Source organism: Streptomyces sp. NPDC005898, assembly GCF_040629635.1.
GTDB lineage: Bacteria > Actinomycetota > Actinomycetes > Streptomycetales > Streptomycetaceae > Streptomyces.
Genome location: NZ_JBEXWC010000027.1, coordinates 15,062 through 26,859, shown reverse-complemented (window position 1 = coordinate 26,859; position 11,798 = coordinate 15,062). Strand labels below are relative to the sequence as shown.

12 protein-coding genes are annotated in these 11,798 nt (G+C 73.0%); 5 read left to right on the top strand and 7 right to left on the bottom strand.

Features of this window, described 5'->3' with window-relative positions:
• Positions 1 to 3: 3 nt before the first annotated feature.
• Positions 4 to 597 (top strand): TetR/AcrR family transcriptional regulator, encoded by a 594-nt coding sequence (locus ABZ385_RS28190; protein WP_358913695.1) that lies wholly within the window; start codon positions 4 to 6, stop codon positions 595 to 597.
• An 18-nt stretch (positions 598 to 615) separates the two neighbouring features.
• Here ABZ385_RS28190 and ABZ385_RS28185 read toward each other — a convergent pair whose 3' ends face one another.
• The 3 genes from ABZ385_RS28185 to ABZ385_RS28175 form a co-directional block, all read right to left on the bottom strand.
• Entirely contained in the window at positions 616 to 1,830 is a 1,215-nt protein-coding gene (locus tag ABZ385_RS28185; protein WP_358913694.1) for an acyl-CoA dehydrogenase family protein, read from the bottom strand.
• A 6-nt stretch (positions 1,831 to 1,836) separates the two neighbouring features.
• Entirely contained in the window at positions 1,837 to 2,859 is a 1,023-nt protein-coding gene (locus ABZ385_RS28180; protein ID WP_358913693.1) for a phosphotransferase family protein, read from the bottom strand.
• Positions 2,860 to 2,993: 134 nt separating this feature from the next.
• The gene (locus ABZ385_RS28175; RefSeq protein ID WP_358581174.1) at positions 2,994 to 3,290 is read right to left on the bottom strand and encodes a hypothetical protein; all 297 of its coding nucleotides are present in this window, start codon (positions 3,288 to 3,290) and stop codon (positions 2,994 to 2,996) included.
• A 159-nt stretch (positions 3,291 to 3,449) separates the two neighbouring features.
• On the opposite strand from ABZ385_RS28175, the gene ABZ385_RS28170 reads away from it, so the two are divergent.
• Positions 3,450 to 4,385, top strand: a complete 936-nt coding sequence (locus ABZ385_RS28170) for an NADP-dependent oxidoreductase (RefSeq protein ID WP_358913692.1) — start codon at positions 3,450 to 3,452, stop codon at positions 4,383 to 4,385.
• A 61-nt stretch (positions 4,386 to 4,446) separates the two neighbouring features.
• On the opposite strand, the gene ABZ385_RS28165 is transcribed toward ABZ385_RS28170, so the two are convergent.
• From ABZ385_RS28165 to ABZ385_RS28155, 3 genes are read right to left on the bottom strand one after another with little or no spacing between them, the layout of a single operon-like run.
• Positions 4,447 to 4,746, bottom strand: a complete 300-nt coding sequence (locus tag ABZ385_RS28165) for a DUF202 domain-containing protein (protein WP_358581179.1) — start codon at positions 4,744 to 4,746, stop codon at positions 4,447 to 4,449.
• Between the two features lie 32 nt (positions 4,747 to 4,778).
• Complete coding sequence (locus ABZ385_RS28160; protein WP_358581182.1) at positions 4,779 to 5,171, bottom strand: DUF202 domain-containing protein; 393 nt, start codon at positions 5,169 to 5,171, stop codon at positions 4,779 to 4,781.
• Between the two features lie 23 nt (positions 5,172 to 5,194).
• Positions 5,195 to 5,731: an NUDIX domain-containing protein gene (locus ABZ385_RS28155; RefSeq protein WP_358581184.1), complete on the bottom strand. Its 537-nt coding sequence runs from the start codon at positions 5,729 to 5,731 to the stop codon at positions 5,195 to 5,197.
• 133 nt (positions 5,732 to 5,864) lie between these two features.
• On the opposite strand from ABZ385_RS28155, the gene ABZ385_RS28150 reads away from it, so the two are divergent.
• The 3 genes from ABZ385_RS28150 (at position 5,865) to ABZ385_RS28140 (ending at position 10,298) form a co-directional block, all read left to right on the top strand.
• Positions 5,865 to 7,520 carry an FAD-binding dehydrogenase gene (locus tag ABZ385_RS28150; protein ID WP_358581186.1) on the top strand — a complete coding sequence of 552 codons (1,656 nt, stop codon included), beginning with the start codon at positions 5,865 to 5,867 and terminating at the stop codon, positions 7,518 to 7,520.
• Positions 7,521 to 7,740: 220 nt separating this feature from the next.
• Positions 7,741 to 8,703, top strand: coding sequence for a hypothetical protein (locus ABZ385_RS28145; RefSeq protein WP_358581188.1), 963 nt, complete (start codon positions 7,741 to 7,743; stop codon positions 8,701 to 8,703).
• A gap of 32 nt (positions 8,704 to 8,735) precedes the next feature.
• Positions 8,736 to 10,298: an APC family permease gene (locus tag ABZ385_RS28140; protein ID WP_358913691.1), complete on the top strand. Its 1,563-nt coding sequence runs from the start codon at positions 8,736 to 8,738 to the stop codon at positions 10,296 to 10,298.
• A gap of 69 nt (positions 10,299 to 10,367) precedes the next feature.
• Here ABZ385_RS28140 and ABZ385_RS28135 read toward each other — a convergent pair whose 3' ends face one another.
• Positions 10,368 to 11,765, bottom strand: a complete 1,398-nt coding sequence (locus ABZ385_RS28135; protein WP_358696327.1) for a gluconate:H+ symporter — start codon at positions 11,763 to 11,765, stop codon at positions 10,368 to 10,370.
• Positions 11,766 to 11,798 lie beyond the last annotated feature (33 nt).

The following is an 11,798-nucleotide window of genomic DNA, read 5'->3' as shown; positions in this document are numbered from 1 at the left end:
GCAGTGGCCAGGACAACGGACGGTGACGGCACGCCCGTCCCGCAGCGGCTGCTGGCCGCCGCCACCCGGCTCTTCGCCGACCAGGGCTACGACCGCACCTCGGTGCAGGAGATCGTGGAGGCGGCCGGTGTCACCAAGGGCGCGCTCTACCACTACTTCGGCTCCAAGGACGACCTCCTGCACGAGGTCTACGCCCGCATGCTCCGCGTCCAGCAGGAGCGCCTGGACGCCATCGCGGACGCGGACGCCCCCGTCGAGCGCCGGGTCCGCGACGCCGCCGCCGACGTCGTCGTCACCACGATCGACAACCTCGACGACGCCTCGATCTTCTTCCGCTCCATGCACCACCTCGGCCCCGAGAAGAACAAGCAGGTGCGCGCCGAGCGGCGCCGCTACCACGAGCGCTTCCGGGCCCTGATCGAGGAGGGTCAGGACAGCGGCGTCTTCTCCACGGCGACCCCGGCGGACCTGGTGGTGGACTACCACTTCGGCTCCGTCCACCACCTGTCCACCTGGTACCGCCCCGAGGGCCCCCTGAGCCCGCGCCAGGTGGCCGACCACCTGGCCGACCTCCTGCTGCGGGCGCTGCGGCCGTGAGGCCCGGCCGCCCCGCCGTCAGAGGTGCCGCTTGAGCTCCCGCCGGGCGAGCGAGCGCTGGTGCACCTCGTCGGGCCCGTCGGCCAGGCGCAGCGTCCGCGCGGCGGCCCACAGCTCCGCCAGCGGGAAGTCCTGACCGACCCCGCCCGCGCCGTGCACCTGCACGGCCCGGTCGAGGATGTCCACCACGGCCCGGGGCGTCGCGATCTTGATGGCCTGGATCTCCGTGTGCGCGCCCTTGTTGCCGACGGTGTCCATCAGCCAGGCCGTCTTCAGGACGAGCAGCCGCAGCTGCTCCACCGCGACCCGCGCGTCCGCGATCCACTCCTGTACGACGCCCTGCTGGGCCAGCGGCTTGCCGAAGGCCGTCCGCGTCGCCGCGCGCCGGCACATCAGCTCGATGGCACGCTCGGCCATGCCGATCAGGCGCATGCAGTGGTGGATGCGGCCGGGGCCGAGCCGGGCCTGGGCGATGGCGAAACCGCCGCCCTCCTCGCCGATCAGGTGCGAGACGGGGACGCGCACCCGGTCGAAGACGACCTCCGCGTGACCGCCGTGGTAGTGGTCCTCGTACCCGTACACCCGCATGGCGCGCCGCACTTCGAGGCCCGGGGCGTCGCGCGGGACGAGGACCATCGACTGCTGGCGGCGGATGTCGGCGCCGTCCGGGTCGGTCTTGCCCATCACGATGAAGACCTGGCAGTGGGGGTTCATCGCCCCGGAGATGTACCACTTGCGGCCCGTGATGACGTAGTCGTCGCCGTCCCGCTCGATGAGCGTGGTGATGTTCGTGGCGTCGGAGGAGGCCACATCCGGCTCGGTCATCGCGAACGCCGAGCGGATCTCCCCGGCCAGCAGCGGCCCGAGCCAGCGCTTCTTGTGCTCCTCGGTGCCGAACTGCGCGAGCACCTCCATGTTGCCGGTGTCGGGGGCCGCGCAGTTCAGCGCGGTGGGCGCCAACTGCGGGGAGCGGCCGGTGATCTCGGCGAGCGGCGCGTACTGGAGATTGGTGAGCCCGGCGCCGTGTTCCGCGTCGGGCAGGAACAGGTTCCACAGGCCCTGCCTGCGGGCCTCGGCCTTCAACTCCTCCACGACGGCGGGCGTGTCCCACGGCGAGGCGAGCGCCGCGCGCTGCTCCTCGGCGACGGCCTCGGCCGGATACACGTGCTCGTCCATGAAGGCGAGCAGCTTCGCGCGCAGCTCCTCGGTGCGGGCGTCGAATGCGAAGTCCATGGTCGGTCAGCCTTCCTGGAGGGTGGCGAGCCCGTGGTCGATGAAGACGGGCACCAGTTCGCCGATCCGGTCGAAGCCCGCGCCGACCGTCCGGCCGAGCGTGTAGCGGTAGTGGATGCCCTCCAGGATCACGGCGAGCTTGAACCACGCGAAGGCCGTGTACCAGGAGATGGCGGAGACGTCGCGCCCCGAGCGCGCGGCGTACCGCTCGATCAGCTCGGCGGGGTCCGGGTGGCCGGGCGCGCCCGCCGTGGTGCTGACGGGGGAGTCGGGCACCTCCAGCCTCGCGCTGTACATCACCAGCAGGCCGAGGTCGGTGAGCGGATCGCCGAGGGTGGACATCTCCCAGTCGAGGACGGCCCGGATCCGGTCGTCCGGGCCGATCAGGACGTTGTCCAGGCGGTAGTCGCCGTGCACGACCGTCGCCGGGGGTGAGGCGGGCAGGGCGCGCCCGAGCGCCGCGTGCAGCTCGTCGACGCCGGGCAGGTCGCGGTCGCGGGAGGCGTCGAGCTGCTTGCCCCAGCGGCGCAGCTGCCGGTCCAGGAACCCCTCGGGCCGCCCGAAGTCGCCGAGGCCGACCGCCTCGGGGTCCACGGCGTGCAGATCGACGAGGGTGTCGAGGAGGCCGAGCACGGCGGCGCGGGTGCGTTCGGGGCCGAGCGGCGCCAGCTCCTCGGCGGTGCGGTACGGCGTCCCGTCCACGTGCTCCATGACGTAGAACGGCGCCCCGATGACGCTCTCGTCCGCGCAGAGCAGGACCGGCGCGGGCACCGGCACCTCCGTCGGGTGCAGGGCCTCGATCACCCGGTGCTCGCGCTTCATGTCGTGCGCGGTGGCCAGCACATGGCCGAGCGGCGGCCGCCGCACGACCCAGCGCCCGGTGCCGTCGGTCACGGCGTACGTGAGGTTGGACCTGCCGCCCTCGATCAGCCGGGCGGTGAGCGGCCCGCCGACCAGGCCCGGCCGCTCCCGGTCGAGATGGGCACGCAACTGGTCGAGGTCGAGGTCCGGCGGGTGGTCTGCGCTCATCTTCGCTCCTGATCGGCGTGGTGGTGGCGTGCCACCCCATGATGCCGACCAGTCGGTATGCCGTCCAGAGCGTCAGGCGCCCCGGCGCCCGGCGCCGGCCCGTGGCGGGGCGGGCGCCGGACACCGGCGGTGGTTCAGTGGTCGTCCCAGTGGCCCTCGTGGGCCGCGTGCCGGTGCCCGTCGTGCAGGTAGTCGACGTGGTCGCCGTGCAGCACGGAGGCGTGGCCGCAGCCGTCGCCGTGCCGGTGCTCGTGGTCCCGGTGGGCGACGTGGCCGGCCGGCTCGCACTCGTCGTAGTGGTCGGTGTGGCGCCGGTGCAGGTGTCCGTCGTGCGCGTAGTCGACGTGGTCGCCGTGCGGCACCTCGGGGTGGCCGCAGGCCGGGCCGTGGATGTGGTCGTGCACCGGGTGGTCGTGGTGGAGCGTGGTCATGACGCGCACCTTCTGTGGCTCACGGGAGGGCTGACCCTCTCAGGCTAGCCGCCTGTGCCCCTTTTATTGCGGTATGTCAGTCTGGTCGATGTTTCCCCGACCTCCGCGCTGGTGACCCGTGCGGGTGTCCCTTGAAAGCGACCCCACGAAGGCGGACCCATGAAGGCGATCAGCTACCGCGGCTACGGCGGGCCCGAAGTCCTGGAGTACACCGAGGTGCCCGACCCCAAGCTGGGCCCCGACTCCGTCCTGGTGAAGGTGCGGGCCGCGGCCGTGAACCCCGTCGACTGGAAGTGCCGCCAGGGCCACCTCGACGGCGCGCTGGACGCCGTCTTCCCCGTGATCCCCGGCTGGGACGTGTCCGGGGTGGTGGTGCGGCCGGGCGCCGCCGTCCCGGAGTTCGCCGTCGGCGACGAGGTGATCGGCTACGTCCGCGAGGACTTCCTCTCCCGCGGCACCTTCGCCGAGTACGTCGCCGCCCCCGTGCGCACCCTCGCCCCCAAGCCGCGCAATCTCACCTTCGAGGAGGCGGCGGGCCTGCCGCTCGCCGGGCTCACCGCCTACCAGGTGCTCACCGACGCGCTGGACGTCAAGGACGGCGACACCGTCCTGGTGCACGCGGCGGCCGGCGGCGTCGGCTCCCTCGCCGTGCAGCTCGCCGCGCACGCGGGCGCCCGGGTCATCGGCACGGCCAGCGAACGCAACCACGACTACCTGCGCGAGCTGGGCGCGGAGCCGGTGACCTACGGAGACGGACTCGCGGACCGGGTTCGCGGCCTCGCCCCGAAGGGCGTCGACGCGGTCTTCGACACCATCGGCGGTGACACGCTCAAGGCGTCCGCCGAACTCCTCGCCCCCGGCGGGCGGCTGGCGTCCATCGCGGACGGCGCCGTCATCGGCCTCGGCGGCCGCTACTGCTTCGTGCGCCCCGACGCGGCCGACCTGCGCCGCCTGACGGAGCTGGCGGAGCGGGGCGTGGTGACGGTCCACGTCGACAAGGCGTTCCCCCTGGAAGAGGCGGCCGACGCCCACCGCCTGAGCGAACAGGGCCGCACTCGCGGCAAGATCGTCGTACGGGTGGCCCCGGGCGACTGAGGCTCCCCCGGACGGGCCCCGGGCGGCCGGGGCCCCGGGCGGCCGGGCCGGTGGACGCCGGTCAGAGCACCAGGGCCGCCGCGCACACGGCGAGCGCGAGCGTGCACAGGGCCGCCGCCCTGGCCCCGCGTACGCCGAGCGGTCGGGGCCGGTGGGCGGCCAGCGCCAGCATCCTGTGGTGCGCGACCGCCAGGAAGCCGAGCCAGAGCAGCAGACACAGGACGCCGGCCAGGACGCCGGTCGGCGTGCGCCCCTGCTGGAGGACCGCGCGGGCGGCCAGGACCGCCGCGACCGTGCAGGACAACGTCGTACGCCGCCACGCCAGCCGGGTGCGCTCCGGCTGGAGCCCGGGATCACGCACCGGCGCGTGGGCCGGCCCAGGCGCCCGGCCGCTCACCCCTCCCACCCGAAGAGCACGACCACCACCATCGCCAGGGCGACCAGCGCCACCGCGAGGCTCAGGACCGTCGGGAACCGCCCGGCGGGCAGGTCCTCGCCGCGCCGCATGGCCCGCTCGCACCGCACCCAGTGGTCGACGGCCCGCAGCGAGCACAGCACGCCCGCGGCGAGCAGCGCGAGCGCGAGGCCGATCCGCCAGCCCCGGCGCAGGTCCGGCAGGAACTGGTCCACCGCGAAACCGCCGCCGATCAGCGCGAGCGCGGTGCGCAGCCAGGCCAGGAAGGTGCGTTCGTTGGCGAGCGAGAAGCGGTAGTCGGGGGTGTCGCCCTCCTCGCGGACACGCTCGGGCGCGAACCACAGCCGCAGACTCCACAGGAAATTGCTCACGGCCGCACCATAAGCGCCGGCGATCAGCTCGCGAGGAAGGCCCTCAGCCGGTGATGGGCGGCGAGCCCGTCCGGCACCCACTCCCACTCCGCCAGCCGCCGCTCCAGCTCCTCCGCGGTGAGGAAGGCGTGCCAGGCCACCTCTTCGACCTGCGGATTCACCGGCAGGTCGCAGCGCACGTCGTAGAGGTACGCCCACCACGACCTGCCCGCGCCGTCGTCGAAGAGGAACGTGAACAGCGGCGTCGGCCGCGGCAGCTCCCGGACCCCCAGCTCCTCCCGCGCCTCGCGCAGCGCGGCGTCGTCGCAGGACTCGCCGGCACCGACCACCCCGCCCACGAACATGTCGTACAGGGAGGGGTAGACCAGCTTCGTCGCGGTGCGGCGGTGCACGAAGACCCGGCCCTCGGCGTCGCGCGCCCGGATGAACACGCAGCGGTGGCGCAGCCCACGCGCGTACACCTCGCCGCGCGGGGCCGCACCGATCACCTGGTCGTCGGCGTCGACGACGGTCAGGATCTCGTCGCGGGGGTCGGGCGGGGAGTCGCTGGATGCCGTCATACGGGCCATCCAACCCCACCGGCTCCCGACGTCCGCAACTTCCCCCGCTCAGCCGGTTGACGTGCGGCCCCGCCGCTGCCCAGGATCTGACCCACCGGTAACTTCGCGGGCCCTGTCGAGGAGGACGACCCCTATGGCGTACGACGCAGACGTGATCGTGATCGGGGCGGGACTCGCGGGTCTCGCGGCGACCGCGGAGCTGGTCGACGCGGGCCGCCGGGTCATCCTCGTGGACCAGGAGCCCGAGCAGTCCATCGGCGGCCAGGCGCACTGGTCCTTCGGCGGCCTCTTCTTCGTCGACTCGCCCGAACAGCGGCGGCTGCGGATCAAGGACTCCCACGCGCTGGCCCTCCAGGACTGGCTGGGCACCGCCGCCTTCGACCGCCCGGAGGACCACTGGCCGCGCAAGTGGGCCGAGGCGTACGTCGACTTCGCGGCCGGCGAGAAGCGGTCCTGGCTGCACGGGCAGGGCGTGCGCTTCTTCCCGGTCGTCGGCTGGGCCGAGCGCGGCGGCTACGACGCGCAGGGCCACGGCAACTCCGTGCCCCGCTTCCACATCACCTGGGGGACGGGACCCGGGCTGCTCGCGCCCTTCGTGCGGCGGGTGCGTGCCGGGGTCGCGCGCGGCCTGGTCGAGCTGCGGTTCCGCCACCGCGTCACCGGGCTCACGCGCAGCGCGGGCGCCGTCGACACCGTCACCGGCGAGGTCCTCGAACCCTCCGGCGTCGAGCGCGGCAGGGCCAGCAGCCGCGAGGTGTCGGGGACCTTCGAGCTGCGGGCCCAGGCGGTCGTGGTCACCTCGGGCGGCATCGGCGGCAACCACGACCTCGTCCGCGCCAACTGGCCCGAACGGCTCGGCACCCCGCCCGAGAAGATGATCTCCGGGGTGCCCGCGCACGTGGACGGCAAGATGCTCGGCATCGCCGAGGACGCCGGGGCGCGCCTCATCAACCGCGACCGCATGTGGCACTACACCGAGGGCATCCAGAACTGGAACCCCATCTGGGAGCGCCACGGCATCCGCATCCTGCCCGGCCCCTCGTCCCTGTGGCTGGACGCGCGCGGCGAGCGCCTGCCGGTCCCGCTCTTCCCCGGCTTCGACACCCTCGGCACGCTGCACCAGATCATGAGCACCGGGTACGACTACACGTGGTTCGTGCTCAACCAGCGGATCATCGGCAAGGAGTTCACGCTCAGCGGCTCCGAGCAGAACCCCGACCTGACCGGCAAGTCGGTGCGCGGCGTCATCGACCGGGCGCGCTCCGAAGTGCCGGGCCCCGTCAAGGCGTTCATGGACCACGGCGTCGACTTCGTGGTGGAGAGGGACCTCGGCGCGCTGGTGCGCGGCATGAACGCGCTCACCAAGGAGCCGCTCATCGACGAGGCCGTGCTGCGCCGCACCCTCACCGCGCGCGACCGCGAGATCGCCAACCCCTTCACCAAGGACCTCCAGGTCACGGCCATCAGGGGCGCCCGCAAGTTCCTCGGCGACCGCCTCATCCGGGCCGCCGCCCCGCACCGCGTCCTCGATCCGAAGGCCGGCCCGCTGATCGCCGTACGCCTCAACATCCTCACCCGCAAGACCCTCGGCGGTCTGGAGACCGACCTGTCCTCCCGCGTCCTGACCGAGGGCGGCGAACCGCTGCCCGGGGTGTACGCGGCCGGGGAGGCCGCCGGTTTCGGCGGCGGGGGAGTGCACGGCTACCGCTCGCTCGAAGGCACCTTCCTCGGCGGCTGCCTCTTCTCCGGCCGCACGGCGGGCCGCGCGGCGGCGCGCGCGGTGAGTTGAGAAGCCCGGCGAGTTGCGAAGCCCGGTGAGTTGAGAAGCCCCGGTGAGTTGAGAAGCTCTTTGCCAAGGGCTGTTGCCGCAGGTGAGGGGCGAAGTCGACGGAAGGTGAGCGGAGTTGGCCGGGAACGAAGGTTAGGCTGCCCTTGACGCGGACTGGTGCCTACCGGTTTGCTGTGCGTGATCATCCGTAAGCGAACCGCGCCGGGGAGGAAGTCCCGCGGTGTCACCACCCCCACCCCCACTGGGCCGTTCCCGCAAGAGGGCCGCGGCGCACGCCTTCGACGCCGCACTCGACGACGTCGAACTGACCGCCGCCCGCGCGGCATTGGCCCAGGGACGCTGGATCGAGGTCCGCGCGCTGCTCGCCGCGACCGGCGACGACTGGGACCGCAGGGGGCACCGCTTCGACGTCCTCGGGCAGGAACCCACCACGGCCGCCTGGGCCCGCGACTGGCGGCTCGTGGAGCCCGAGAGCTGTGACGCGCGGCTGCTGCACGCCTTCGCCGCCGTCCACAAGGCGCTGCGCGGCAAGGAGCGCTCGGACAAGGTGCGTGAACTGTGCCGCGAGGCGGCCGCCGAGGTCCCCGCCGACCCGACGCCCTGGCTCGCGCTGCTCCTGCTCGAACGCTCGCTGGGCCGCGAGGAGGACGTCGTACGTCTCTTCGACGAGGTCCGCCTCCGCCACCCCGAGCACCACCACGCCCACCACCTGATGGTCGCCCGGCTCGCCGAGCGGCGGCCCGGCGCGGGCCAGGACCCGCTGCACGAGGTCTACGACTTCGCCTCCTGGGCGGCCGAACAGGCCCCCGCCGACTCGCCGCTGGCCGTCCTGCCCGTCGTCGCGCACGCCGAGCGCTACCGCGTCCTCGCCACCGCCGGCATGGAGCCCACCGACCCCGTGACGAGCGGGCACTGGACCGGGCGCCGCGCCCGGGGCGTCATGAAGGCCGCCTTCGACTGGTGGCTGGAGTGGGAGACCCCCGACGGGCTCCCCCATCCGCGCTGCCACATCGACCTCAACTTCCTCGCCCACGCGAAGTCCTGCGAGGGCAGGGCGGCCGAGGCCGCGGTGCTCTTCCACCGCATCGGACGGCACGCCACCCCGGCCCCCTGGGCCTACCCGGACCGGGACCCGTACGAAGCGTTCACCGCCGCGCGCGCCACCGCGCTCGGATCGGCCTGAGAACCCACACCTCCGGAAAGGACGACCGCGCCATGGCGACGGGCAGTTCGAGCACGAGCGGCATCAGATCCGTCGAGGAGCCGACGGGCGGCGTCATCAGCACGTACAAGGGGCAGGAACGCGCGCTGCGCGCGGGCCGGCTCGGCACGGCGGGCCTGCTGCTGTCCGTGCTCGCCGCGACCGGCCCGCTGATGGTCGTCGCCGGGGTCATGCCCACCACGTACGGCGTGATGGGTGTCGTCGGGCAGCCCCTGCTCTTCCTCGTCCTCGGCGTAGTCCTCGCCCTCTTCAGCCTCGGGTACGCCGAGATGAGCCGGCACGTCCACAACGCCGGCGCCTTCTACGCGTACATATCCCGCGGCCTCGGCGGCACCGCGGGGGCGGGCGCGGCGATGGTCGCGCTCGTCGCCTACAGCGCCCTCCAGGCGGGCCTGTACGGCCTGCTCGGCTTCGAGGTCTCCGGGCTGCTCCGGACGTACTTCGAGGTCGAGGTCGCCTGGTGGATCCCGGCGCTGCTCACGGTCGCCCTCGTCGCCGTCCTCGCCTGGCTGAAGATCGACCTCAACGCGCGCGTCCTCGGCGTGCTGCTCATCGTCGAGGTGGCGCTCGTCGTCATCTTCGACGTCGCGGCCATCGCGGACCCGGGCAAGGAGGGCCTGTCGCTGCACGCCTTCGATCCGCAGACGCTCACCGGCGCGGGCGTCGCCACGTCCCTGTGCTTCTGCATCGCGGCCTTCACCGGCTTCGAGCAGGCCCCCGTGTACGCCGAGGAGACCAGCCGCCCCCAGGTCGTCGTCGCCCGCGTGATGTTCTTCGCCGTCGGCTTCGTCGCCGTCTTCTTCGCGCTCAGCTCCTGGGCGCTGACCGTCGCGGCGGGCCCCTCCGGGATCGTCCCCGCGGCCCAGGAGCAGAGCGCGGGCCTGCTCTTCGGCCTCACCGAGGCCCGGCTCGGCGGCACCTTCACCGACGTCCTGCACGTGCTGTTCGTGACCGGCATGTTCGCGGCCGTCCTCAGCTTCCACAACGTGGTCGCCCGCTACGCCTTCGCGATGGGCCGCGAGAGGCTGCTGCCCGCCGCGTTCGGCCGCACCAACACCTCGACCGGCGCGCCCGGCACCGGCTCACTGCTCCAGACCGTCGTGTCGGTCGTGGTCGTCGCGGGCTTCGCCGCCGCGGACGACGGCGCGGCGGGCGACCCGACCGCGCCCGTCCTGCACCTGTTCACCTGGGGCGGCAACATCGGCGCCCTCGGCGTGATCCTCCTGATGGCCACCGCGTCCGTCGCCGTCATCGTCTTCTTCGCCCGCCGCGGCGCCGCGCGCGCCCAGGCCTGGCGGATCGCCGCCTCCGCGCTCGCCGCGGTGGGCCTGCTCGTCATCGCGGGCTACACCGTCAAGGACTTCGACGTCCTCGTCGGCGCGGGCCCGGACTCGGCGCTGAGCCGGGTGCTGCCCGGCATCATCTTCCTGGCGGCGGTCATCGGTGTGGCGTACGGCGCGGTCCTGCGCGCCAGGAATCCCGCGGCGCACGCCCGGATCGGCCTCGGCAACGAGGCGTTCCAGCTGGAGAAGGCGTCCTCGTCACCGGGGGCGTAAAGACGCCGGAGGGGCTGCGGGACGCAGCCCCTCCGGCGGGTGCGGGGCAAAGCCCCGGGAGAGGGCGCGCTAGAGGACCAGGGACAGCAGGAGGACCAACGCCCCCGCCACCACGGAGATGATCGTCTCCATCACGGACCACGTCTTGACCGTCTGGCCGACGTCCAGTCCGAAGTACTCCTTGACCAGCCAGAACCCCGCGTCGTTGACGTGCGAGAAGAACAGCGAGCCCGCTCCGATGGCCAGCACCAGGAGCGCCGTGTGCGCGGTCGACATGTCCGCCGCCAGCGGCGCCGCCAGGCCCGCCGCCGAGATCGTGGCGACCGTCGCCGAACCCGTCGCGAGCCGGATGGCCACCGCGATCAGCCAGGCGAGCAGCAGCGCGGGGATCGACCAGTCCTTGGAGAAGTCCAGGATCATCTGGCCCACGCCGATGTCGATGAGCGTCTGCTTGAAGCCGCCGCCCGCGCCCACGATCATCAGCACGCCCGCGATCGGGGCGAGCGACTTCTCGACGGTGCTCGACAGCCGCTCCTTGCCGAACCCGGCCGCACGGCCCAGCGTGAACATCCCGACGATCACCGCCGAGAGCAGCGCCACCAGCGGGGAGCCGATGACGTCGAAGACCCGCTGCACGGTCGCCCCGGGGTCGTCGACGACGATGTCCACCAGCGCCTTGGCCAGCATCAGCACGACCGGCAGCAGCACGGTGGCGACCGTGACGCCGAAGCCCGGACGCTTCGCCAGGTCCTCCGAGGGGCGCTGCGGGATCATCTTCTCGGGCGCGGGCACGTCCACCCAGCGCGCCGCCACCTTGGAGAACAGCGGCCCCGCGACGATCACCGTGGGGATCGCGACGAGCACACCGAGGGCCAGCGTGACACCGAGGTTGGCCTTGACCGCGTCGATGGCGACGAGCGGGCCCGGGTGCGGCGGGATGAGCCCGTGCATCACGGACAGGCCGGCCAGCGCCGGGATGCCGATCCGCATCAGCGAGTAGTTGCCGCGCCTGGCGACCATCAGGACGACCGGGATCAGCAGCACGATGCCGACCTCGAAGAAGAGCGGCAGACCGATCACCGAGGCGATCAGGACCATCGCCCAGGGCATCGCGCGCCCGCCCGCCTTGGCGAGGATCGTGTCGACGATCTGGTCCGCGCCCCCGGAGTCGGCGAGCAGCTTGCCGAGGATCGCGCCGAGCGCGATGAGCACCCCCACGCCCGCCACGGTCGAGCCGAGGCCGGCGGTGAAACTGGCGATGGCCTTGTCGAGCGGGGCGCGCGCGAACGCCCCGAGCGCGAGTGACCCGATGGTCAGCGCGAGGAACGCGTGCAGCTTGAACTTGGTGATGAGCAGGACGATGACGGCGATGCCCGCGAGGACGGCGATCCCCAGCTGGGCATGGCCCGCTGAGGTGATCGGCTCGACGGGGTCCGCTGCCAACATCTCGACGCTGAGACGGGTCACGGTGCTTTCCTTGTACGAGGGTGCGGGAACTGG